Source organism: Micromonospora sp. NBC_01392, assembly GCF_045040125.1.
Taxonomy (GTDB): Bacteria; Actinomycetota; Actinomycetes; order Mycobacteriales; family Micromonosporaceae; genus Micromonospora.
Window position 1 is genome coordinate 1,620,226 of sequence record NZ_CP109549.1, and the last position, 24,240, is coordinate 1,644,465.

The window sequence follows — 24,240 nt, forward strand, 5'->3', positions numbered from 1 at the left end:
TCGCACGTGTGTCCGACCCCCGGCGGGGCGTTCGTCACGGCCGCCGCGGCGTCGACCTGCGGCTACGGATATCGTCGGCGGTCGTGAAGGCATGGATTCCGCACCCCGACGGTCGTCGACTGCTCGGCGAACTGCCGCCCGACGTCACCGTGGAGGTGCTGACCGATCCGGCCCGGCTCCCGTCGTCCCCGGCCGGGGTGCGGTTCTGGGTGCCGCCGTTCCTGGCCGGCCCGGACGCCGGCGCGCTCCTGGCCGACCTGCCGGACGTCGAGGTGGTGCAGTTGCTCTCCGCCGGCGCGGACGCGTGGGCGGGCCGGATGCCGGCCGGCGTGACGCTCTGCGACGCCCGCGGCGTGCACGACTCGGCCACCGCCGAGTGGGTGGTCGGCGCGATCCTGTCCGCGCTGCGCGGGTTCGCGCCGCTGGCCCGCGCCCAGGCCCGCCGGGAATGGGCGTACGACGAGGTCGCCCCGACCGACGAGCTGGCCGGCAAGCGGGTGTTGATCGTCGGCGCCGGCTCGATCGGCGCGGCGGTACGCGCCCGGCTGGCCCCGTTCGAGGTGAGCTTCACGCTTGTCGCCCGTACCGCCCGCCCGGACGAGGACGTGCACGGGGTGGCCGACCTGCCCGCCCTGCTGCCCGCCGCGGACGTGGTGGTGCTGCTGGTGCCGCTGACCGGGCAGACCCGGGGTCTGGTCGACGAGCGGTTCCTCGCCGCGATGCCGGACGGCGCGTTGCTGGTGAACGCCGCGCGGGGGCCGGTGGCCCGGACGCCGGCGCTGCTCGCCGAGCTGGCGTCGGGGCGGCTCCGGGCCGCGCTGGACGTCACCGATCCGGAGCCGCTGCCGGCCGACCACCCGCTGTGGGAGCTGCCGAACGTGCTGCTCACCCCGCACGTCGCCGGCTCGGTGCGCGGTCTGCTGCCGCGCGCGTACCGGCTGGTGGGGGCGCAGTTGCGCCGCTACGTGGCCGGGGAGGAGCTGACGAACCGGGTGGTGGACGGCTACTGACCGGCGTCGTCGTCGGGCTGCTCCCGACCGGTGCCGTCGTCGAGCCGTCCCCGACCTGTGGTGCCGTCGGGAAGGCGCTGCCCGGTGGCGGTGACCAGCCGGGGGAGGTCGGTGGCGCGTACCGCGGGCAGCACGAGCACCTGCCCGTCGTCGAGCCGGACGACGGCCCGGCCGCGGGCGTCGCCGGCCAGCTCGGCGACCCGGTCCCAGGGCACCCGTCGCTGCCCGACGAGCGCCCGCAGCCGTAGCTCCCGGGCGTCGGCGTCGGTGCCGGACCGCCACGCCCACAGCCCGATCCCGAGCGGCACCAGCAGCACCCAGAGCAGCCACCACCGGGCGGTGGCCAGCGGCAGCGCGCCGATGAAGGCGACGATCGCGGCCACCAGGATGGCCTGGTTGGGACGGAAACGGACGGTGTCGGCGCGACTCACGCTCCGATGATCGCATCCGACCAGCTCACCCCCCGCCCCTGCCCCCGCCCCCGCCCCCACCCCTGCCCCTCGCCCGTGATCATGAAGTTGGCGGCACCCTCCGTCCGTTTTGTCGCCGTCAACTTCATGATCGACCGAGCGGGCCGCTCGTCGGCCCGTTGGCTGGGGGGCGGCGTTTGTGGGGCGGGGCGGGGTGGGGCGGGGGGCTTGGTGGGAAATGCGCCTCTGGCGCTTGCGCGCCGAGATTGGTGGGCGTGTTGTATGTGACGCGCGTCACTATGAACGTGCCGTCACCGGCCACTTCCGGGATCGTTCTTAGGCATGGCCGCAGCGGTCCTCGCCGATGCGACCGCGCCCGCCCGACCCCGCACGCCGCACCGCAACAGCACCGCCCCGTGCCCCCTCACGAAGGCGACCGCCGTGCCCGTCATCCCCTCCGCCGGACCCCGCCGGCGGCCACCGCTGCCCGACCTGACCGTGTCGCTCATCGGAATGTCCTTCCTGCTGGCGGGCGTCGCTGGGCTCGTGCCCGGTCCGGCCGCCGCAGCGCTCGCCGTTGCCGGCGCCTCCGCCCTCGCCTGTGTCCGGCTCGCCTGGCTGGCGGGCGTCCCGCCCACACCGGCGCCGACTCGTCACGCCGTCCCGGCGCGCAGCCCGCTGCCCTCGGCCCGGACGCGTCGCCGTGCAGCGGGCGCCGACCCCCTGACGCCGGCGCGGCACGCCGCCCCGGGCTCCGCCGATCCGGCATGGGGGCAGCGCGCCGTTCCGCACGTTGACGGCCCGGCATCGGGGCAGCGCGCCGTTCCGCAGGTCGACGGCCCGGCGTCGGGGCAGCACGCCAGTCCGCGCGTCGACGGCCCGGCGCAGTTCGCCCTTCCGCATGTCGCCGATCCGGCGTCGGCCTGGCTGGTCCGGGGCGTGTCGGGCGCCGACCCGTCGGCGTCGGCACCTCACGCCGTGGCGGGCGCCGGCCATCCGACGTCGGCGCCGCGCGCCGTTCCGGGTCGGCCGAAGACCTGCCTCGGCGTACCGGGGGCGGGCGGCTCCGGGCCGCCGGAGCGGGCCGTCGCCCCGGGCCGGGCCGAGGCGACCGGCCGGGCGGGCCCACCCGTCCCGAGCGCCGCGACCGGGCGGCAGGCCCGCCGGGTGGCGCTGTCCCGGCGGGTCGCCGCGATTCTCGACGCGGCCGTCCTGGTCGCCGGGCTCACCGTCGCGGTGCTGCCGCTGAGCGACCCGGCGCACCGGCTGCCGGTGGCGCTGGTCGGGCTCGGCCTCACCGCGCCGCTGCACGCCGCCGCGCTGCTCCGCCTGCCGGGTCGGTCCCGGCTCCCCGCCCGGGAACGTCTGCGCCGCACCGTCGACGTGCTCGCGCTCGGCGTCAGCCTGGTCTTCGCCGGCTGGATGTTGCTGCCCGCCGGCCCGGTGCCGCCGGTCGCATGGGTCGCCACCGGTGGCGGGTCGGTGGCGTTGGCCGTGCTCGCCATGGCGGCGGTCTCCGAACGCCGGCGTCGGCCGGGCGCCGCGTGCTGCCACGCCGGTGCCGGGCTCACGCTGGGCGGGCTGGCGCTGCTGGTGGTGCTGCTCGCGTACGACGCCCCGGATCGCGCGCTGTCGGCAGTCGCGCCGCCGGTGCTGGCCGGTGCGCTGCTGATCGCCGCCGGCGCCCGGCGTACCTCGGCGGGGGAGCGACCGCACCACGGGGCCGCGCCGGCCGCGTGGCCCCGGCTCACCGCGCCGGCCGGCATCGCCGCGCTCGCGGCCGGCGTGCACCTGGGCACGGCGGGCGAGTTCACCCCGGCGGCGATGGCCCTGGGCCTGGCGGTCATCCCGCCGATCATGGTGGGTGAGCTGCTGGCCGCCGCCGACCAACGCCGCCGGGTGGAACGGCTCGCGGCCAGCGAGGCGTGGCTGCGGCGGCTGGTCGGCGTGGGCGACGACGGCGGTGAGCCGGCGTTGTTGAGCCGGGCCGAGCTGGTGCGGGCGCTCTCCCTGCGCAGCGGCGGCGCGCTGCTCCTGGTGGACGTGCACGGCGACGAGGCGGCCCCGCCGGACGGGCCGGCGCTGGCCGAGGTGGGGCGCCGGCTGCGCGCCGGCTGCGGTCCGCACGACCTGGTCGCCCACGTCGGCGACACCGGGTTCGCCGTGCTCACCGACCTCGGGCCGGTGCCCGCGTACGCGCTGGGCACGCGGCTGCTGACGGCGCTCGCCGAGCCGTACCCCCGGCCGGAGGGCGGCACCCCGCTCCGGGTCAGCGTCGGGCTGGCCGAGACCACCGGTGGCGACCCGGAGGACGTGCTGCGCCAGGCCGACCTGGCCCGGCGGCGGGCGGCGCAGCTCGGCCGGGAGCGGATCGAGTGGTACGACGCCTACCTGGAGGAGCAACTGGTCCGCCGGCTCGACCTGGAACGGGAGCTGCCCGGCGCGGTGGCCCGGGGCGAGCTGGACCTGGTCTACCAGCCGGTGGTGGCGCTGGCCGACCGGATGCCGGTCGGCACCGAGGCGCTGCTGCGCTGGCGCAGCCCGGCGCTGGGCACGGTGCTGCCGGCGGAGCTGCTGCCGGTGGCGGCCGACCTGGACCTGCTCGGTGAGGTCGGGTGGTGGGTGGTGGACCGGGCCTGCCGGCAGCTCGCCGCCTGGTCGGAGGGGGGCCGCGAGCTGTGGATGGCGGTCAACGTCACGCCCCGGGAGCTGGCCGCGACGGACTTCGTGGCGCGGACCGCGACCGCGTTGGCGGCGTACGACGTGCCGCCGGAACGGCTGGTGGTGGAGGTGGCCGAGCCGGCGGTGGGGGCGGAGTTGCCCACCGTGACGGCGCGGCTGGCCGGCCTGCGGTCGCTCGGGGTGCGCACCGCGCTCGACGACTTCCGCGCCGAGCACGCCTCGCTGGCCCAGCTCCGCCGGTTGCCGATCGACCTGCTCAAGGTGGGCCCGCACCTGGTGGCACCGGGCGGGGACGGGCAGCGTCCGCTGATCGACGTGGTGGCGAACCTCGGCGACCGGCTCGGCGTGGAGGTCGTGGTGGAGGGGCTGGAGTCGGACGGTCAGGTGGCCGGCGCCCGCCGGGCCGGCTGCCGGTACGGCCAGGGCTTCGCGCTGGCCCGGCCGGCGACCGCGGAGCGGGTGGAGGCGTGGTTCGAGGAGTTCCCCTCGGCGTCCCGGTGAGGAGCTGACTTAACCGGTTCAGCGCTGACGCGGCGGGGCGGTGCTGCCGCGCGGCGTCAGGTGGGCGGTCTCGTCCTGCAACTCGGTCACCGGCTCCCCGGCGATCACGGCGAGAAGCTGTCGGGCGGCGTGCGACCCGTACGCCGGGATGTCCCGGCCCAGCGCGGTCAGCGGCGGGTGCACGAGTTGGCAGAGCGGTGAGTCGTCCCAGGCGACGATGGAGAGGTCGCCGGGGACGGCCAGCCCCATCTCCTGCGCCACGGACAGCCCGGCGATGGCCATCACGTCGTTGTCGTAGATCACCGCGGTCGGGCGGTTGGCGGAGCTGAGCAGCCGGCGGGTGGCCCGCGCGCCCTCCTCGCCGGTGTAGTCGGACCAGACCGTGCTCGCCTCGTCCAGGCCGAGCCGCCGGCACACGTCGGTGAACGCGTCGGTGCGGATCTCGGTGTGCAGCAGCGAGGGGAGCCCGCCGACCCGGGCGATCCGCCGGTGCCCGAGCGCGACCAGGTACTCGACGGTCTCCACCAGGGCCGCCGCGTCGTCGGACCAGACGTTGGCCAGGGTGCCGGTGTGCCCGGGGCCGCCGATGACCACGGCGGGCAGTTGCAGCTCCTCCAGCGCGGGCACCCGCCGGTCGTCGGTGCGCAGGTCGCAGACGAAGACGCCGTCGACGCGGCGCTCGGCCCACCACCGGCGGTAGACCGCGATCTCCGCCTCCTGGTCGGTGACCACCTGGAGTGTGAGCGCGTACGAGCGGGCGGAGAGTTCCGCCTCGACGCCGCTGATCAGCTCCATGAAGAACGGCTCGATGCCCAGTATCCGGGCGGGCCGGCACAGCGCCAGCCCGACCGCCTTGGCGGTGGCGCCGGAGAGCGCCCGCGCGGCGCTGCTCGGGCTGAAGCCGATCTCGGCGGCGATGGCCAGGATGCGCTGGCGGGTCGCCTCGGAGACGCCGGGCTGCCCGTTCAGCGCGTACGAGACCGCGCCCTTGGAGACCCCGGCGCGCCGGGCGACGTCGGCGATGGTCGGCCGCTTCACCGCAGCGTTCCTCCACTGTGTCCAGCCCTCGCGGGCGCCTTCCGACCGCCGGGTGGCGGCGGGGAGTGACGCTACTGCACCGGGCCCGTCGGCCGGTCGGCGCGGCGGCCCGCCGGCGACTGAACCGCACAGTTGGTCACTTGTGCGGTTCAGCGTACGGGCATCCGGCCCGGTGTCCATCATCCCGGCGCTCCCGAAACTGCTCCGGAAAGCGCTCCACCACGCATGGTCGCGCTCCCATCCGGTCCGGAAGGTTACGGGACGGCCTCGCTGTTAACCGGCCGTTGACAGTGCAAAGAGCGAACCGTACGGTGGCCTCACTTATCCGGTTCAGTCAACGTCTCTCGATCTCGGGAGCGTTCCCATTTGGCGCGGAGGATGACATGAAACGGTCCTGGACGCACTGGGCGCGCACGGCCGCCGTCGGTGCCGTCAGCCTGGTCATGGTCGCCGCCTGTAGCGGCAAGAGCACCACCGGCGGCGCGGACGCTGCCGACGGTCAGGTCACGTTGAAGATCAATTTCTGGGGTGACTTCGGCCTCCAGGACCTCAAGACGAAGTACGAGGCCGACCACCCGAACGTCAAGATCCAGCTCAACTCGGGCGAGTACAACGCCCAGCACGAGGACCTGCAGAAGAAGCTCGTCGCCGGCAACGGCGCGCCGGACATCGCGGCGATCGACGAGGGCTTCATGGTCCAGTTCCGCAGCCAGTCCGACAAGTTCGTCAACCTGCTGGACAAGGGCGCCGGCTCGTACGAGAGCAAGTACCTGCCCTGGAAGTGGAAGCAGTCGCTGTCCGCCGACGGCAAGACGCAGATCGGTCTCGGCACCGACGTGGGCGGCCTGGCCATGTGCTACCGCACCGACCTGTTCAAGGCCGCCGGCCTGCCCACCGACCGCGACCAGGTCTCCGCGCTGTGGCCCACCTGGGACAAGTTCCTCGAGGTCGGCCAGCAGTACACCGGCAAGACCAAGAAGAAGTTCATCGACGCCGGCACGAACCTGTTCAACCCGATCCTCGGGCAGCAGCAGGTCGGCTTCTACAACGACCAGGAGCAGCTCCAGATGGAGCAGGGCCCGAAGGTCGCGTTCGACTACACGGTCAAGGCCGTCGACAAGGGGCTCTCCGCCAACCTGGTCAGCTTCCAGGCCGACTGGGACAAGGGCTTCACCAGCGGCGCGTTCGCGGTGCTCGCCTGCCCGGCGTGGATGCTCGGCCACATCAAGGACACCGCGCCCGGCACCCAGGGCAAGTGGGACATCGCCGCGGTGCCCGGCGGCGGTGGCAACTGGGGCGGCTCGTTCCTGACCATCCCCAAGCAGGGCAAGAATGTCGACGAGGCGTACAAGCTGCTGGAGTGGCTGGTCGCGCCGGAGCAGCAGATCGAGATCTTCAAGAAGGTCGGCAACCTGCCGTCGCAGCCGGCGCTCTACGCCGACCCGGCCATCGCCGACTTCAAGAACCCGTTCTTCAACGACGCCCCGGTCGGCCAGATCTTCCCGAAGATGGCGCAGGGCCTCACCCCGCAGTACCTGGGCAAGAAGAACGGCCCGACCCGGGTCGCGGTGGAGAACGTCATCCGCCGGGTGGAGAACAAGTCGCTGAAGCCCGACGCCGCCTGGACCGAGGCGGTCAAGGAGGCCGACAAGGCCGCCAAGTCCTGACGCACCACCGGTGCCGGAGCGGACCGACCCGCTCCGGCACCGCCGTACCCGTCCACCCCTCCTCGGCTCTGGAGTGATCCGATGTCCAGCACCCGTGCCGCGCCCGCGCCGCCGCGCCGCCGACCCGCGCCGGAGCGCGGCCGTCGCGGGGCCGACGACCGGCGGTTGACCTGGCGCAACCGGCTGTACCGCTTCGACATGCGCTACATGCCGTACCTGATGATCGCGCCGTTCTTCCTGCTCTTCATCGTGTTCGGGCTGTTCCCGCTGCTGTTCAACGCGGTGGTCTCGCTGCGCAACTACCGCCTGGACGACCCGACGCTGCCCTACTGGGCCGGCGTCGAGAACTTCAGCCGGCTCCTCGCCGACGAGGACTTCTGGAACGCGCTCTACAACACCTTCGGCATCTTCCTGCTCTCCACCGTCCCGCAGCTGCTGCTCGCGCTGCTGGTCGCCTCGCTGCTCAACCGGCAACTGCGGGCGCAGACCTGGTGGCGGGTCGGCGTGCTGCTGCCGTACGTGACGCCGATCGTGGCCTCGACCATGGTGTTCAGCGTCTTCTTCTCCCGCGACTTCGGCATGGCCAACTGGGCGCTCGGCCTGCTCGGCATCGGCGGCGCCGACGACCCGATCGACTGGCGGGCCGACAAGCTGCACGCCTGGATCGCCATCGCCACCATGGTCAACTGGAAGTGGATCGGCTACAACGCGCTGCTCTACCTGGCCGCCATGCAGTCCATCCCGCGTGACGTCTACGAGGCCGCCGCGATCGACGGCGCCGGCCAGTGGAAACAGCTCTGGCGCATCACCGTGCCGATGATCCAGCCGGTGGTCGTGTTCACCGTGATCCTCTCCACCATCGGCGGGCTCCAGCTCTTCACCGAGCCGATGCTGTTCGACCCGAACGCCCAGGCCGCCACCGGCGGGCCGAACGGCGAGTGGCAGACCATCGCCCAGCTCATCTACAAGGTCGGCTGGAAGGATCTCAACCTCGGCTACGCCGCGGCGATGTCCTGGGCACTGTTCCTGATCATCCTGGTCATCGCCGGCCTGAACTACCTGCTGACGAACCGACTCTCCGGAGGGCGTAAATGAGTGCCGTCGCCTCCCCGCCGGCCGCGCGCAAGCGGCGCCCGATGGGCCGGGCGCCGCAGGAGACGCCGGCCGGGTTCTGGACCTACCTGCTGCTCGCGGTCAGCATGCTGTTCGCCGCGTTCCCGCTCTACTGGATGTTCGTCATCGCCACCAGCAACGACGAGGCGCTGGCGAAGCTGCCACCGGCGATCGTGCCGAGCGACCGGTTCCTGACCAACGTCGACGAGGTCTTCTCCCTCCAGGACGTCTACTTCGCCGCCTCGCTCGTCAACAGCGTCATCGTCTCGACGGTGGTCACCGCCTCGGTGCTGTTCTTCTGCTCGCTGGCCGGGTTCGCGTTCGCCAAGCTGCGGTTCAAGGGCAGCGGCGCGCTGATGCTCTTCGTGGTGCTCACCCTGACCGTGCCGAACCAGCTCGGCATCGTCGCGCTCTACATCGTGATGGGCAAGCTCGGCTGGAACGGCACGCTGCTCGCGGTCATCGCTCCCGGCCTGGTCACCGCGTTCGGCGTGTTCTACATGCGGCAGTTCATCGTGAACACCGTCCCGGACGAGCTGATCGAGTCGGCCCGGGTCGACGGCGCCACGACCATGCGGGTGTACGCGACGATCGTGCTCCCCGCGATCCGCCCGGCCCTCGCGGTGCTCGGCCTGCTCACGTTCGTGGCCACCTGGAACGACTTCCAGTGGCCGCTGATCACGTTGAGCGGCACCGACTACCCGACCTCGATGGTGGCGATCTCCGACCTGGCCAGCGGCAACTACGTGATCTACCGGCGGGTGCTGGCCGGCGCGTTCATCGCCACCGTCCCCCTGCTGCTGATGCTGTTCATCGGTGGACGCCAGATCGTCCGCGGAATCATGGAAGGCGCGGTGAAGTCGTGAGCCGTTCCACGCTGCTGCACGAGGGTTGGACGCTGCGGGCCGAGCCCGGCGCGCAGGTGCCGCCGCAGATCGCCGGGGCCGAGGTGCCGGCCACGGTGCCCGGATGCGTGCACACCGACCTGCTCGCCGCCGGTCTCATCCCCGACCCGTACCTCGACGACAACGAGAACCGGCTGCTCTGGATCGGGCGCACCGACTGGGTCTACCGGACCACGTTCGCCTGGCAGCCGGGCGAGGACGACCGGGTCGACCTGGTCTGCGGCGGCCTGGACACGGTGGCCACCGTGACGCTCAACGGCGTCGAGGTCGGGCGCACCGAGAACCAGCACCGGTCCTACCGGTTCGACGTCCGCGCGCTGCTGCGCCCGGGCGACAACACCCTGGCCGTACGCTTCGACTCGCCGTACCGCTACGCCCAGGCGCACCGGGACCGGCTCGGCGACCGGCCCAACGCGTACCCGGAGCCGTTCCAGTTCATCCGCAAGACCGCCTGCAACTTCGGCTGGGACTGGGGACCGACGGTGGTCACCGCCGGCATCTGGCAGGAGATCGGCCTGCACGCCTGGTCCACCGCCCGGCTCGCGGCGGTCCGGCCGCTGGTCACCGTCTCCGACGGCGTCGGCCGGGTGGAGCTGCACGTCGACGTGGAGCGGGCCGGCGACGAGCCGCTGACCGTACGCGCCGACGTCGCCGGCGTCACCGCCGAGGTCACCGTGCCGGCCGGGGAACGCACCGCCGCGCTGGCGCTCACCGTGCCGAACCCGGCGCTGTGGTGGCCGGTCGGCTACGGCGACCAGCCGCTGCACGACCTCCACGTCACGCTGCACGCCGCCGACGGGCAGGACCTCGACGCCGCGTCCCGCCGGATCGGCTTCCGCTCGGTCCGCCTCGACACCACGCCCGACGCCCACGGCACCCCGTTCACGCTGCACGTCAACGACCTGCCGATCTTCGTCAAGGGGGTCAACTGGATTCCCGACGACGCGTTCCCCAACCGGGTCACCCGCGAGCGGCTGGCGCAGCGGTTCGACCAGGCGGTCGGGGCGAACGTCAACCTGCTGCGCATCTGGGGCGGCGGCCGGTACGAGTCGGACGACTTCTACGAGCTGGCCGACGAGCGGGGGCTGCTGGTGCAGCAGGACTTCCTGTTCGCCTGCGCGGCGTACCCGGAGGAGGAGCCGTTCCGCACCGAGGTCGAGGCTGAGGCGCGGGAACAGGTGGCCCGCCTCGCCGGCCACCCCTCGCTGGTGCTCTGGACCGGCAACAACGAGAACATCTGGGGCTGGCACGACTGGGACTGGCAGGAGCCGCTCGCCGGCCGCACCTGGGGGCGCGGCTACTACCTGGAGCTGCTGCCCGCGATCGTCGGCGAGCTGGACCCGACCGTCCCGTACTGGCCGGGCAGCCCCTGGTCCGGCACCGAGGACCGGCACCCCAACGACCCGGCGCACGGCACCATGCACATCTGGGACGTCTGGAACGACGACGACTACACCAAGTACCGCGAGTACGTGCCCCGCTTCGTCGCCGAGTTCGGCTACCAGGCCCCGCCCGCGTACGCGACGCTGCGCCGGTCCATCTCCGACGAGCCGCTCGCGCACGACTCGCCGGGCATGAGCCACCACCAGAAGGCGATCGACGGGGACCGGAAACTCCAGCGCGGACTGGACGCCCACCTGCCGCCCCCCACCGACTTCGACGACTGGCACTACTACACCCAGCTCAACCAGGCGCGCGCCATCCAGCTCGGCGTCGAGCACTTCCGGTCCCACCGGCCGGTCTGCACCGGCACCATCGTCTGGCAGCTCAACGACTGCTGGCCGGTCACCTCCTGGGCCGCCGTCGACGGCGACGGCCGACGCAAACCCCTGTGGTACGCGCTGCGCCGCGCCTACGCCGACCGGCTGCTCACCGTGCAACCGCGCGACGGCGGGCTGGCGCTGGTCGCGGTCAACGAGACCGGGCAGGCGTGGACCGGGCCGGCCACGGTCACCCGGCTCACCGTCACCGGGGAGCCGAGGGCGAAGACCTCGGTCGACCTCGACGTCCCGGCGTACTCCTCGGTGGTGCTGGCGCTGCCGGCGGAGCTGGCGCGGCCGGACGAGGCCCGCCGTGAGCTGCTCGTCGCGGACGCCGGCGACACCGCGGAGCGGGCGCTGTGGTTCTTCGCCGAGGACCGCGACATCACGTGGCCGGCGGCGGAGTGGGACGCCACCGTCGAGCCGGTGGACGGCGGCCAGCGGGTCCGGGTGACCGCCCGGACCGTGTTGCGCGACCTGACGCTCTTTCCCGACCGGCTGGACCCGTCCGCGCAGGTCGACACCGCGCTGGTCACGCTGCTGCCGGGGGAGAGCACCGTGTTCACGGTGCGCGCGCCGCGCCCGCTCGACCGGGCGGCGCTGACGCGCCGCCCGGTGCTGCGCTGCGTCAACGGCTGAAGGAGGGGCCCCCTGTTAACGCATTCCGCATAGCAGGGGGCCCCGCTTAACCAGACGGCGGTGGTCACTCCGCCGAGGGAGCATCGGCCCCGTGACCGGCGGACGTCCCCGACGGCGGGTCGAACTCCGGGCTGTCCTGGGAGGAGATGGCGGTCGAGACGAGACTCGCGGCGACCGGCTGCACCGGCGTGACGTCGTCCGGCGTACGCAGGCGCGGCGGGGCGGGCATCCACGGCTTCAGGTTCTGGATGATCTGTTCGTAGAAGTCGTCGATCGCGCGCAGCACGGAGTCGATGAAGGCGCCCCGCCCGCTGCCCCGCTTGGTGCCCGCCGCCGTGCTCTGCGCGACCCGGAACGCCCGCAGCTCACGGGCCGGGTCGGTGATCAGCATGCCGGGCTCGGCGCGGACCTGACGCAGCAGGTCCGTCGCGCCACCCCCGCGGGCGTGCAGGACGAACGCCTCGATCCGTACCGTCTCCGGCGCGTCCTTGAGTTGGCGGACCAGCCAGTTCACCCTGGTGGTCGGCCTGCCGGTACGCGGAGCGTCCACGTCGACGTGGCAGACGATCTGCCCGGCCCGCAGGTCGGCGGTGACGTGGAGGTGGCCGACCGCGCCCGGAATCCGGATGCTTCCGGTCAGGCTTCCGGTGGTGACGAGCTGGTTGACGAGCGACTGGGTGCGTGCGGCCGGGTCGGCGAGGTCACGGCGGCTCAGCGCGGGCGTGACGTCGGTGCCCAACTGCCGGCCGAGGCGCAGGCAGGCGTAGCGGATCAGGGCGTCGAAACGGCCGGCCACCTCCGCCGCGCCGCCGTCGCCGGCCCGCAGCGTCCCGGCCGACACCCCATCGCGTACGGGGACCCAGGCCGGTCCCATGTCGCTGAACTCCAGTGCGCCCGAACGTGGGTGTTCGAGGTACCTGATCAGCTCGCCCAGAATCCACGCCTGGTCCGGGTCGGCGATGCCGCGGTACTCCTTCTGGATCACCGCCTGGGTCAGGATCTCCGTCCAGGGCAGGTGGTAGAGCGCGACCTTGCGCAGCTTCCGGCGATCGATCGTGGTCGGATGCTGGCCCGGCACCGGGGCGATCTCGTTGGAGATCGTGATGAGAGCGTCGAAGCCCTGCTCGCGGGCGATGTCCAGGTACGCCTCCACCTGCTCGGTCCGCAACGTGTTGCTGCCGGTCTTCACCTCCACCAGCGCGGTCCACTGTCGCTGCCCCCGCGTGACGCGGATGAGGCCGTCCGGAAAGAGCTGCTGGTTGCCGAGCTTGAACGGCACCTCGATGAAGGTCTGCACCGTGCCGGCCGGTGCGCCGAGGGACTGGGTGAGCACCCGCCCGAACTCCCGTACCGCGCTCATCACCGCCAGCAGCGCGGATGTGGCCCGGCGTTCCTGCTCCTCCGCGCCGTTGATGCCGGACGTGGGGATCAGGCGGGCCGCGAGCCAGGTCTCCTCGGACATGCGGACACTCCTCGTGAAGGCGGTGGTACGAGAAGTTACCTGCGGGCCGGGCCGGAAAGCGGCGTGATCGTGGGCGCGTACGCATGGAAAGAGCTGTCCGGGTCGGGTGCCGGACGATCCGCCCGGCCCGGATCGGGCTGCCGGACGGAGGCGTCCGTGTCAACGGTTCGGCCCTTACCGGCTCTTCCGTCCGTTAGCTGACTGCGATTCCCGGCCGCCACCACGGCGTGGATCCGAGATCTGACCGCACCGGGCCGAGGAAACGACTGACAGCGACCACGGTGGCGACCTCCACTGGTGGTGGACCGAAGCGGTCCGTCGAAACGGTCCGCCCGGACCCTGTCGTCAGCCGAGGTCACCATGGCCACTCCCATCCCGCCGCCGTTCCACGTCCGCCTCGGCACGCCGGAGGACCCCGGGTCGGTCCACGGCCTCGTCCTGGCCGGGACGGTGCTGCTCGCCACCCACTACGGCGCGTCCGGTCGGGGGAAGCTGCACGTGCTCGACCCGCGCACGCTCGCCCCGGTCGCGGATCCGATGCCGGTCGGCCACTACCCGCGGGCGGTCGCCTGGCACCCCGGCCGGCGGACCGCGTACGTGATGAACTGGGGCAAGGAGAGCTACAGCGTCTCGGCCTGCGCGCTGGACACCGGCCGGGTCGAGGAGATCCCGATCGGGTTCGGGCTGATCGCGGTGGCCGTCGACCCGGCCGCCGACGTGCTCTACACCGCCGACTGGGCGCATCGGCGACTCTTCGCCATCGAGGCGGGGGACCCGGCCCGGCGCCGGATCATCGCCCTGCCGTCGCGGCCGGTGCGGCTCGCCGTCGCCCCGGACGGCCGCGTCCACGTCTCCCTCTCCGACCAGGCGGCCACCCCGCCGGTGGACGCGCTCGCCGTGGTCGAATCGGACGGTACGGTGCGGGCCGCGCCGGTCACGCCGTCGCGCCTCCAGCCGGGGCCGGTGGCGGTCGGCCAGGACGGCCTGATCTACCTGGCCTCCCTCGGCGGCGGCTCGGTGCACCCGCTGGCCGGCGTGCACGCCCCCGACACGGGGGAGCGGCTGGGGGCGGTGGGCACGGCGGCCGGGTCGCGGGACCTCGCCGCGCACCCGCACCTGTCGCAGGCCTGGGCCGCCACCGATCGGGGCGCCCAGTTCATCGACGCCACCGGCCCGTACCAGCCGCACACGCTCGAACCGGTGGTCACCGGCCCCAGCCCGTACGGCGTCGCGGTGGGCGCGGACGGCGGCGTCTACGTGGGCGACAACGTCGAGGGCACGGTCTCACTGATCCGGCCGGACCTCACCGAGCTGCCGCTGGCGGCGGTGTCCACACTGCTCACCGACGCCGGCTACCCGGTCGCGGGCGGGCTGGGCGGGGCGCTGCGGGCGTACCAGGAGTTCCACGAGCTGCCGGTGACCGGGCGTCCGGACGCCACCACCGTCGCGCACCTGACCGCTCCCGGCTGCGGCACCCCGGACCCGGTGGCGGCGGTGCCGAGCTTCCACGTGCTCAACCACTACCGGCACACCAACCTGACCTACCACCTGGGCGACATGCACATGCCGAACGCCCGGCCCGGCTTCACCGACGAGCTGAAGGAGGAACTCGTCCGGGTCGCGTTCGCCGAGTGGAACAAGGTGCTCGGCGCCGACTGGTACGGCCCGTTCGACTTCGAGCGGGTCGACGACCCGGCCCAGGCGGACATCCTCATCTCCGTCGGCGACGACCCGGTCTTCCACGAGTCGAACTGGTTCAGGTCGGTGTACGCGGTCACCAAGTGGTACGCCGGGCAGAACTGGCCGGCGGAACGGGCCCAGCTACCGATGATCTTCAATCGGGAGATCAACTGGGATGCCCCCGGCTACTTCGAGATCACCTGGTACAACCCCGACTTCCGGCACGTCGTCACGCACGAGCTGGGCCACGCGCTCGGCCTGCACCACGGCAAGAGCAAGAACGTCATGTACCGCAACGCCACCTGGTACCGCGTCCCGAAGTCCGACGACCGGGCCGGCATCCACCACGCGTACGGCCGGCTGCCGTTCCTCTCCGGCACCGGCATGCAGGTGCTGCCTGGCGTCGACCACATCGCCCTCCAGGACTGCGAGCAGCATCTCCTGGTGCACTACCCGGCCGACGCGGACACCTGGACGTACACCCGGCTCACCGCCGACCTCGGCGCGCCGCTGATGGCCCGCGGCCACGCCCCCAGCCTCTTCTTCGCCCACGACGGCGTGCCGTCGTACGTCTACCGGGGCGCCGGTGACCACCTGCACCAGCTCTGGTACGACGGCGGCGAGTGGTGGTGGAACGACCTGAACGTGGAGACCGGCGGCGCGCCCCCGATCGCCGGCTCGCCGTACGCCTACCGCAACGGCGACACCCAGCGGATCGTCTACGGCGACCCCGACGGCCGGATCATCCGCCTCTCCGAGACGCCCGGTGCGGGCTGGACCTGGCAGGACATCTCACAGTCGGGCGCGGGCACCCACAACGGCAGCATCATCGGGTACGTCGACCAGGCGACCGGCCTCGACGCGGTGGCGTACCGGGACAACGAGGACGGGCTGCGTCTGCTCCAGGAGCACGCCGACGGCTGGAGCCACATCTCGCTGACCTGGGCGACGCAGGCCGAGAACCCGACCCCGTTGGAGGCCATGCCGATCTTCGGGTCGGCCCGCGCCGGTGAGGCGCACCGTCTGTTCGCCGTGGACTACCGCCTGGACATCCGGATGTGGGAGCCGGGCGGCGACGGGGTGTGGCACACCCGGTCGCTCACCGCCGAGCTGGGGCTGCCGCCCACCCGCGCGATGACCGTGCAACGGCTGTTCAGCGTCGACGAGGTCGACCTCACCTGGGTGATCGTCTGCTCCGACCACCAGGGCGGCCTGCGGGAGATCGTCTCCGACGGCGACGCCTGGCAGGTGCGGGACATCCCGACCGGTGACCTCCCGCCCGGCCGGACCGGCATCTCGGCCTGGGTGGGCGACACCCGCCGTTACCTCACGTACACCGCCGTCAACGGCAACACGGCGCTGCTGTCCCGCCCCAGCAGCGACGTGGTCGCCGGCGAGTGGCAGGCCCACAACCTCACCCGCGAATCCGGCATCATCTGACCCCCGGTAAGGAGGGGCCCCCTGTTAACGCATTCGGTATAGGAGGGGGCCCCGCTTAACTCAGGTCGGCAGGGCGGCACTCAGTTCGGCAGGGCGGCGAGGCCGGCCAGCAACTCCCACCGCTCGGCGTCGGTGAGCACCGCGTACGCCGGCTCGTCGCGGCGGTCGGTGTCGGCCTCGATCGGCGCGCGGTCCGGCCCGTCCGGCAGCGCGCGGATCTCCTCGGCCGTCAGCCCGGCGGCCCGCCACGCGGCCCGGTGCGCGTCCGCCCGGTGGTGCCGCAGCGAGCCCAGCCGGGTGACGAGCAGCAGCGCCGGGGATGCGCCCGCCGGCTCGTACGGCGGGGACATGGCCCGGAACGCCGGCCCGCCGGTGGCCTGCGCGTGTGCCAGCACCCGGCCGACCAGGTCCGCGAGCCGGGGCACGATGCTCAGGCCGGGCAGCACCTCGGGCCGCGTCCCCCACAGCTCCTCGGCGGCCTCGCCGGTGGCGCGCTGACCGAACGACGCCAACTCCCGGCCGCGCTCGGTGAGGTGCCAGGCGCCCTCGTCGTCTTGGACGAAGACGCCCTGCGCCAGCTCCCGGCTCAGGTCGACGCCGGTGTAGATGAGGCCGTCGGCGAGCGCCTCGGCCGGCAGCGGCCGGGCCAGCACGCCGGAGAAGAGCGTGTTCTCCATGCCGAGTTCGTGGCCGCGTTCGGCGTAGAACGCCGCCATTCGGGGGCGCGCCTTCAGGCGGGCGCCCATGTAGACCCGGTCGATCGCCGGTCGGATCAGTCGCGCATAGCTCACCGTCGTCTCCACGTCGCCGGACGTTACCGGTGAAAGGTGTCAAGCGGGGCCCCCGCCTATGCACGAGGCGTTAAGCGGGGGCCCCTCCTTGCACCTACTCGGGGACTCGGCGGTACGCGCCGTCGCTGGCCGAGGTGGCCATCGAGGCGTACGCGCGCAGCGCCGCCGAGACCGGGCGCTGCCGGTCGGTCGGCGTGTACGGGCGGTCGCGCTTCTCCTCGGCCACCCGGCGCGCGGTCAGCTCGTCGGCGGGCACGTTCAGCTCGATGGAGCGGCCCGGGATGTCGATGACGACCTCGTCACCGTCGCGCACCAGCGCGATCAGCCCGCCGGAGGCCGCCTCCGGTGAGACGTGCCCGATGGACAGCCCGGAGGTGCCGCCGGAGAACCGGCCGTCGGTGAGCAGCGCGCAGGCGCGCCCGAGCCCCCGGCCCTTCAGGAACGAGGTGGGGTAGAGCATCTCCTGCATGCCGGGGCCGCCCTTCGGGCCCTCGTAGCGGATCACCACCACGTCGCCGGCGACGATCTGCTTGGCCAGGATGGCGGTCACCGCGTCGTCCTGCGACTCGAAGACCTTGGCCGGGCCGCGGAACGTCAGGCACTCCTCGGGCACCCCGGCGGTCTTCACCACGCAGCCGTCCGGCGCCAGGTTGCCGTGCAGGATGGCCAGCCCGCCGTCGGCGCTGTAGGCGTGCGCGAGGTCGCGGATGCAGCCGCCGGCCGCGTCGGTGTCCAGCGACGACCAGCGGTTGGTGGTGGAGAACGGCTCGGTGGTGCGCACCCCGCCGGGCGCGGCGTGGAACAGCTCGACCGCCTCGGGCGTGGCCGAGCCGCCGCGCACGTCCCAGTCGGCCAGCCACCGGTCGAGGCTGGGGGAGTGCACCGCGCGCACGTCGCGGTGGAGCAGGCCGGCGCGGTCCAGTTCGCCGAGGATGGCGGGGATGCCGCCGGCCCGGTGCACGTCCTCCATGTGGTAGTTCGGCGAGTTCGGGGCGACCTTGGCCAGGCACGGCACCCGCCGCGAGACGGCGTCGATGTCGGCCACGTCGAAGTCCAGCTCGGCTTCGCGGGCGGCGGCGAGCAGGTGCAGGATCGTGTTGGTGGAGCCGCCCATGGCCACGTCGAGCGCGACCGCGTTCTCGAACGCGGCCCGGCCGGCGATCGCCCGCGGCAGCACCGAGGCGTCGTCCTCGTCGTACCAGCGCTTGGCGATCTCCACGGCGGTGCGGCCGGCCTCGAGGAAGAGCGACCGGCGCGCGGCGTGGGTGGCCAGCGTCGAGCCGTTGCCGGGCAGCGCCAGGCCGATCGCCTCGGTCAGGCAGTTCATCGAGTTGGCGGTGAACATGCCGGAGCAGGAGCCGCAGGTCGGGCACGCGGAGCGCTCGATCTCGCCGAGCTGGTCGTCGGTGACCGCCTCGTTCGAGGAGGCGATCATGGCGTCGATCAGGTCGATCTTGGAGTGGACGACGCCCTCGATCGCCACCGTCTTGCCGGCCTCCATCGGGCCGCCGGAGACGAACACGGTCGGGATGTTCAGCCGCAGCGCGGCGAGCAGCATCCCGGGGGTGATCTTGTCGCAGTTGGAGATGCAGACGAGGGCGTCCGCGCAGTGCGCGTTGACCATGTATTCCACCGCGTCGGCGATCAGCTCGCGGCTGGGCAGCGAGTAGAGCATGCCGCCGTGGCCCATGGCGATGCCGTCGTCGACGGCGATGGTGTTGAACTCCCGACCCACGCCGCCGGCCTCGGCCACCGCGTCCGCGACCAGGCCGCCGAGGTCCTTGAGATGGACATGACCGGGTACGAACTGGGTGAAACTGTTGGCGATGGCGACGATCGGCTTGCCGAAGTCGTCGTCGGTCATCCCGGTGGCCCGCCAGAGGGCCCGGGCGCCGGCCATCGTCCGACCGTGGGTGGATGTCCTCGACCGCAGCTCAGGCATGTCCACCAGTCTGACACCGCCGGCCCGGCGACTTCCGGGCGTACACCCTGTGTCCCAACAGTTGCACACCCGGTCCCCCACGGAGGGCACGGATCCGGCAGAGTTGGACGCGTGCAGTCGTCCCCGGGGATGCTCGCCGTCGCGGCGCTGAGCGGTTGCGCCGCGGCCGGCGCCGTCGCGCTGCTCGCCGCGTCGGCCCGGCGCCGCACCGGCCCCCGTCGGCAGGCCCACCTGCTGCTGGCCGTGGCCGGCGGGACCGCCCTGCTCAGCCTGCTCCTCGGCCTGGGCGGCCTGCTGCTCGCCGGGGACCACTGGGCGCACCGGCAGGGCCAGCGCACCGGCTGGGCCACGCTCGTCGCGGCGTCCACCACCGTGGCCGCGGTGGGCCTCGGCGCCGCGCTGCTGCGGTTACCCGGCGCGGCGGCGACCCGGGCCGCCACCGCCCGGCTGCTGCTCGACGGCGTGATCATGGCGACCGCGCTGTGGTTCGTCGGCTGGGTGGCGTTCAGCGCGCCGACCCGGCTGCTCGGCGACGCCACCCCGGTCGCCTGCCTGCCCATCCTGCTGGCCACCGTCAGCGCCGCGCTCACCACCGGGCTGACGCTGATCCTGGTGCTGCGCGCCGCCCCGCCGCGCGGCTGGCTGACGCTGCTCGGTGGCGGCGCGATCGCGGTGACCGCCGGGGGCCTGGGCGTGGCGGCGGGCCTCTGCCAGGACGGCCCGGACATGCTGCTGGCCGGCGCCGTGCTGACCGCGGCCGGCCTGGTGGCCACCGCCGTCGCCGGGCGCCGGGCGGACGCGACGCGGTTCGACGTCGACCTCATCCGCCGCGACGGCGAGTACGCGTTCGTGCCGATGTTCGCCATGGCCGCCTCGGCGATGTACCACCTCACCCAGGGCGGCCGGTTCGACGGGTACGGCATCGTGACCGGCAGCGTCGAGGGGTTCGCGCTCGTCGCCCGGCAATATCTCGCCCTCAACGACGTGCGCGGCTACGCCGTCCGGCTGGCCGAGCGGGAGGCGCACTTCCGTGAGCTGGCGCACACCGATCCGCTCACCGACCTGGCCAACCGGCGCGGGCTGCTGCGGGCCCTGCACCGGTGCGCCGAGACGGGGGTGCCCTGCGTGCTGCTCGGGCTCGACCTGGACGGCTTCAAGAACGTCAACGACATGCGCGGGCACGACGTCGGCGACGCGGTGCTCGCCGAGGTGGGTCGGCGGTTGCGCGGCAACCTGCGGCCGGGCGATCTGGCCGCCCGCCTCGGCGGCGACGAGTTCGCGGTGCTGATGCACGGTTCGGCCGAGCCCGGGCCGGTCGCCGAGCGGCTGCTCGGGGTGCTCGGCCGCCCGTACGAGGAGGCGGACGGGCCGGTCTTCCTCTCGGTCAGCATCGGGGTGGCCGGCAGCCCCGGCGACCACGACGTCGAGCTGTTGCTGCGCAACGCCGACCTGGCGTTGCGCTACGCCAAGCAGCGCGGCAAGAACCGGATCGAGCGCTACGACGCCACGTACGACCAGTTGCTGAGCCGGCGCACCCGGCTGGAGCACGAGCTGCGCGGCGCGATCGAGCGCGACGAGCTGCGGCTGGTCTTCCAGCCGGTGGCCTCGCTGCCCTCGGTCCGGCCGGTCGGCGCCGAGGCGCTGCTCCGCTGGCGCCACCCGGAGCTGGGCAACGTCCGGCCGGACGAGTTCATCCCGCTGGCCGAGGAGTGCGGGATGATCTCCAAGCTCGGCGCGTGGGTGCTGCACCAGGCCTGCTACCAGCTCTCCCGTTGGCTGGCCGACGGGCACGACGTCTGGGTGTCGGTGAACGTCTCGCCGCGCGAGCTGCACGCCCCGCAGTACGTCGTCCAGGTGGCTGACGCGTTGCGCGCGCACCACGTGCCGCCGCAGCGGCTGGTGCTGGAGGTGACCGAGCACGCGGTCGCCACCGACCTGGACGAGCTGATCCGGCGGCTGACCGCGTTGCGGCTGACCGGCGTCCGGATCGCGCTCGACGACTTCGGCGCCGGCTACTCCTCGCTGGGGCAGCTTCGGCGGCTGCCGATCGACATCCTCAAGATCGACCACAGTCTGGTCGCCGAGCACGAGCCGGTGCGGCCGGTGGGCCGGGACGGGCCGGCGTTCGCCCCGATGGTCGACATCGTCATGCGCCTCGGCCACCAGCTCGGGCTGGAGGTGATCGCCGAGGGGGTCACCAACCCGACCGAGCTGGCCGCCGTGGTGGCCGCCGGCTGCCGGTTCGGCCAGGGCGCGCTCTTCGGCTGGGGGGTCCCGGCCGAGCACCTGGAGGCGATGCTGGAGGCGGCCACCGCGCCCGGCAACCGGCCCGCCGCGATCCCGCCCGCGCCGCCGTCCCCGCCGTCGCGTACGCCGTCGCCGTTGCTGCCCCGGCTGCGCAACAACCCGCCCGCCCAACGCCCCGCCGTGGAGGCGTCTCCGCAGGTGACGGCCGGCGTGGAGGGGGTGTCGACGACCGACACGCCCACGTCCGTGAACCAAAATGTGGGATCAGTTGACTCATCGCGTGAGATGCGTCAGGCTTAGCCGCATGTCGTCGAACCGGTCGCTGCGAGTACTTACCTGAGCGCACTCTCCTCCCGAGAGTGCGCTGGCCCCGTGCATCCTGCACGAGGGCTTTTTTGTTGCCGTCGGACCATCGCCGGGGCGCCCGCCGTCCCATCCTGACAACCGCGTCACCCACTCACAGCCGAAGGCCTGAACCGCCATGACGAGACCCACGCCAGAGACCCTCGCCCACTCCGCCCGACGAGCCCGCACGGGCACCGGCGCGGCCGGCGACGCCGACCACGCCCCCGCCGCTCGCACCGGCGCCGCCCCCGCCGCGAGCCGGGCCGTCCCGGCCGGCGCGGACCCGGCCGGCACACCGGTACGGCAGCCCACCACCGCGCAGGTCTCCGGCGCCGGCTCGCTCGTGCGCTCGCTGGAGGCGCTCGGCGTCGACGTGGTCTTCGGCATCCCGGGCGGCGCGATCCTGCCCGCGTACGACCCGCTCTACGACTCCACCGTCCGGCACATCCTGGTCCGCCACGAGCAGGGCGCCGGGCACGCGGCCACCGGCTACGCGCAGGCCACCGGCCGGGTCGGCGTCTGCATCGCCACCTCCGGCCCGGGCGCGACCAACCTGGTCACCCCGATCGCGGACGCCTACATGGACTCGGTGCCGATCGTGGCGATCACCGGCCAGGTGGCCCGGCCGTCGATCGGCACGGACGCCTTCCAGGAGGCCGACATCCAGGGCATCACGCTGCCGATCACCAAGCACAACTTCCTGGTGCAGACCGCCGACGAGATCCCCCGGGTGCTCGCCGAGGCGTTCCACCTGGCCGCCACCGGCCGGCCCGGCCCGGTGCTCGTCGACATCCCCAAGGACGTCCTCCAGGCGCCGGCCACGTTCTCCTGGCCGCCGACGCTGGACCTGCCCGGCTACCGGCCCACGCTGCACCCGCACGGCAAGCAGATCCGCGAGGCGGCCCGGCTGATGACCACGGCCCGCCGGCCGGTGCTCTACGTCGGCGGCGGCGTGCTCAAGGCCGGCGCGACCGAGGGGCTGCGCCGGCTGGCCGAGCTGACCGGGATCCCGGTGGTCACCACGCTGATGGCGCTCGGCGCGTTCCCCGACTCGCACCGGCAGCACCTCGGCATGCCCGGCATGCACGGCACCGTCGCCGCGGTCTACGGCCTCCAGAAGGCCGACCTGATCGTGGCGCTCGGCGCCCGCTTCGACGACCGGGTGACCGGCAAGCTGGACTCGTTCGCGCCGGACGCCGCGGTGGTGCACGCCGACGTCGACCCGGCCGAGATCGGCAAGAACCGGCACGCCGACGTCCCGATCGTGGGCGACGCGCGGCACGTGATCGACGAGCTGATCGCGGCGGTCACCGCCGAGCAGGCCACCCACCCGGCCGCCGACCTGGCGGACTGGTGGCACCAGCTCGACGACCTGCGCGAGCGGTACCCGCTCGGCTTCGAGGAGCCGGCCGACGGCACGCTCTCCCCGCAGTACGTGATCAAGCGGTTGGGCGAGATCGCCGGTCCGGACGCGATCTACGTGGCCGGTGTCGGCCAGCACCAGATGTGGGCCAGCCAGTTCATCTCGTACGAGAAGCCGAACACCTGGCTGAACTCCGGCGGGCTGGGCACCATGGGCTACGCCGTGCCGGCCGCGATGGGCGCCAAGGTGGGCCGGCCGGAGACCACGGTCTGGGCGGTGGACGGCGACGGCTGCTTCCAGATGACCAACCAGGAGTTGGCCACCTGCGCGCTGGAGGGCATCCCGGTCAAGGTCGCCGTGATCAACAACGGCAACCTCGGCATGGTCCGGCAGTGGCAGACGCTGTTCTACGGGGAGCGTTACTCCAACACCGAGCTGGGCACGCACAAGCACCGCATCCCGGATTTCGTCAAGCTCGCCGAGGCGCTCGGCTGCGTCGGGCTGCGCTGCGAGAACGCCGCCGACGTGGACAAGACCATCGAGGCGGCCATGGCGATCACCGACGCGCCGGTGGTCATCGACTTCGTGGTCGGCAAGGACGCGATGGTCTGGCCGATGGTGGCCGCCGGCACCAGCAACGACGAGATCATGTTCGCCCGGGGCGTCCGCCCCGCGTTCGACGAGGACGACATCTGATGACCTTGCACACGCTGTCCGTGCTGGTGGAGAACAAGCCGGGTGTCCTGGCCCGGGTCTCCGGGCTGTTCTCCCGGCGCGGGTTCAACATCGACAGTCTCGCCGTGGGCGAGACCGAGAACCCGGACGTCTCCCGGATCACCATCGTGGTCAACGCCGAGTCCTCGCCGCTGGAGCAGGTGACCAAGCAGCTCAACAAGCTGGTCAACGTACTCAAGATCGTTGAGCTGGATGCGCAGGTCTCGGTGGCCCGGGAGCTGCTGCTGGTCAAGGTCCGCGCGGACCGCAGCGCCCGCGCGCAGGTGCTGGAGACGGTCGGCCTGTTCCGGGCCCGGGTGGTCGACGTCGCGCCGGACACGTTGACCATCGAGGCCACCGGCACGCCGGACAAGCTCGACGCGCTGCTGCGCGACCTGGAGCCGTTCGGCATCAAGGAGATGGTCCAGTCCGGCACGGTGGCCATCGGGCGCGGTTCCCGCGCCATCACCGCCGGCCCGGCGCTGCGCGCCGCCTGATCCGTACCCACCAGTTTTTCGACGGGCCGACGGG

General features: G+C 73.1%; 15 protein-coding genes. 10 read left to right on the forward strand and 5 right to left on the reverse strand.

Features of this window, described 5'->3' with window-relative positions; translation table 11 throughout:
- Window positions 1-83 precede the first annotated feature (83 nt).
- Window positions 84-1,010, forward strand: a complete 927-nt coding sequence (locus OG767_RS07630) for a 2-hydroxyacid dehydrogenase (RefSeq protein WP_405092778.1) — start codon at window positions 84-86, stop codon at window positions 1,008-1,010.
- Here OG767_RS07630 and OG767_RS07635 read toward each other — a convergent pair.
- Window positions 1,004-1,441, reverse strand: a complete 438-nt coding sequence (locus OG767_RS07635; protein WP_405092779.1) for a PH domain-containing protein — start codon at window positions 1,439-1,441, stop codon at window positions 1,004-1,006. The genes OG767_RS07630 and OG767_RS07635 overlap by 7 nt on opposite strands.
- A 321-nt stretch (window positions 1,442-1,762) precedes the next feature.
- Here OG767_RS07635 and OG767_RS07640 point away from each other — a divergent pair, with 321 nt between their 5' ends.
- Complete coding sequence (locus OG767_RS07640; RefSeq protein ID WP_405092780.1) at window positions 1,763-4,603, forward strand: EAL domain-containing protein; 2,841 nt, start codon at window positions 1,763-1,765, stop codon at window positions 4,601-4,603.
- A gap of 18 nt (window positions 4,604-4,621) precedes the next feature.
- Here the strand turns inward: OG767_RS07640 and OG767_RS07645 are convergent, their stop codons facing one another.
- Complete coding sequence (locus OG767_RS07645; RefSeq protein WP_405092781.1) at window positions 4,622-5,641, reverse strand: LacI family DNA-binding transcriptional regulator; 1,020 nt, start codon at window positions 5,639-5,641, stop codon at window positions 4,622-4,624.
- 383 nt (window positions 5,642-6,024) lie between these two features.
- On the opposite strand from OG767_RS07645, the gene OG767_RS07650 reads away from it, so the two are divergent.
- From OG767_RS07650 to OG767_RS07665, 4 genes are all read left to right on the forward strand, one after another.
- Window positions 6,025-7,308 (forward strand): ABC transporter substrate-binding protein, encoded by a 1,284-nt coding sequence (locus OG767_RS07650; protein WP_405092783.1) that lies wholly within the window; start codon window positions 6,025-6,027, stop codon window positions 7,306-7,308.
- A gap of 81 nt (window positions 7,309-7,389) precedes the next feature.
- Complete coding sequence (locus OG767_RS07655) at window positions 7,390-8,403, forward strand: carbohydrate ABC transporter permease (protein WP_405092785.1); 1,014 nt, start codon at window positions 7,390-7,392, stop codon at window positions 8,401-8,403.
- Window positions 8,404-8,444: 41 nt separating this feature from the next.
- Window positions 8,445-9,287, forward strand: coding sequence for a carbohydrate ABC transporter permease (locus OG767_RS07660; protein WP_405094154.1), 843 nt, complete (start codon window positions 8,445-8,447; stop codon window positions 9,285-9,287).
- Entirely contained in the window at window positions 9,284-11,725 is a 2,442-nt protein-coding gene (locus OG767_RS07665; RefSeq protein ID WP_405092786.1) for a glycoside hydrolase family 2 protein, read from the forward strand. Before OG767_RS07660 ends, OG767_RS07665 begins: the two co-directional genes overlap by 4 nt.
- Before the next feature lie 64 nt (window positions 11,726-11,789).
- Here OG767_RS07665 and OG767_RS07670 read toward each other — a convergent pair whose 3' ends face one another.
- Window positions 11,790-13,187 carry a stress response protein gene (locus tag OG767_RS07670; RefSeq protein ID WP_405092787.1) on the reverse strand — a complete coding sequence of 466 codons (1,398 nt, stop codon included), beginning with the start codon at window positions 13,185-13,187 and terminating at the stop codon, window positions 11,790-11,792.
- 360 nt (window positions 13,188-13,547) lie between these two features.
- Between OG767_RS07670 and OG767_RS07675 the strand changes: the two genes are divergently transcribed.
- The gene (locus OG767_RS07675) at window positions 13,548-16,307 is read left to right on the forward strand and encodes a matrixin family metalloprotease (RefSeq protein WP_405092788.1); all 2,760 of its coding nucleotides are present in this window, start codon (window positions 13,548-13,550) and stop codon (window positions 16,305-16,307) included.
- A gap of 80 nt (window positions 16,308-16,387) precedes the next feature.
- Here the strand turns inward: OG767_RS07675 and OG767_RS07680 are convergent, their stop codons facing one another.
- Together OG767_RS07680 and ilvD are read right to left on the reverse strand one after the other, a co-directional pair.
- Window positions 16,388-17,110, reverse strand: a complete 723-nt coding sequence (locus tag OG767_RS07680) for a hypothetical protein (RefSeq protein WP_405092789.1) — start codon at window positions 17,108-17,110, stop codon at window positions 16,388-16,390.
- Between the two features lie 82 nt (window positions 17,111-17,192).
- Window positions 17,193-19,040 (reverse strand): dihydroxy-acid dehydratase, encoded by a 1,848-nt coding sequence (ilvD, locus tag OG767_RS07685; RefSeq protein WP_405092790.1) that lies wholly within the window; start codon window positions 19,038-19,040, stop codon window positions 17,193-17,195.
- Between the two features lie 111 nt (window positions 19,041-19,151).
- On the opposite strand from ilvD, the gene OG767_RS07690 reads away from it, so the two are divergent.
- From OG767_RS07690 to ilvN, 3 genes are all read left to right on the forward strand, one after another.
- Complete coding sequence (locus OG767_RS07690) at window positions 19,152-21,587, forward strand: putative bifunctional diguanylate cyclase/phosphodiesterase (RefSeq protein WP_405092791.1); 2,436 nt, start codon at window positions 19,152-19,154, stop codon at window positions 21,585-21,587.
- A gap of 181 nt (window positions 21,588-21,768) precedes the next feature.
- Window positions 21,769-23,691: an acetolactate synthase large subunit gene (locus tag OG767_RS07695; protein WP_405092792.1), complete on the forward strand. Its 1,923-nt coding sequence runs from the start codon at window positions 21,769-21,771 to the stop codon at window positions 23,689-23,691.
- Window positions 23,691-24,206: an acetolactate synthase small subunit gene (ilvN, locus tag OG767_RS07700; RefSeq protein ID WP_107156164.1), complete on the forward strand. Its 516-nt coding sequence runs from the start codon at window positions 23,691-23,693 to the stop codon at window positions 24,204-24,206. Before OG767_RS07695 ends, ilvN begins: the two co-directional genes overlap by 1 nt.
- Window positions 24,207-24,240: the final 34 nt, after the last annotated feature.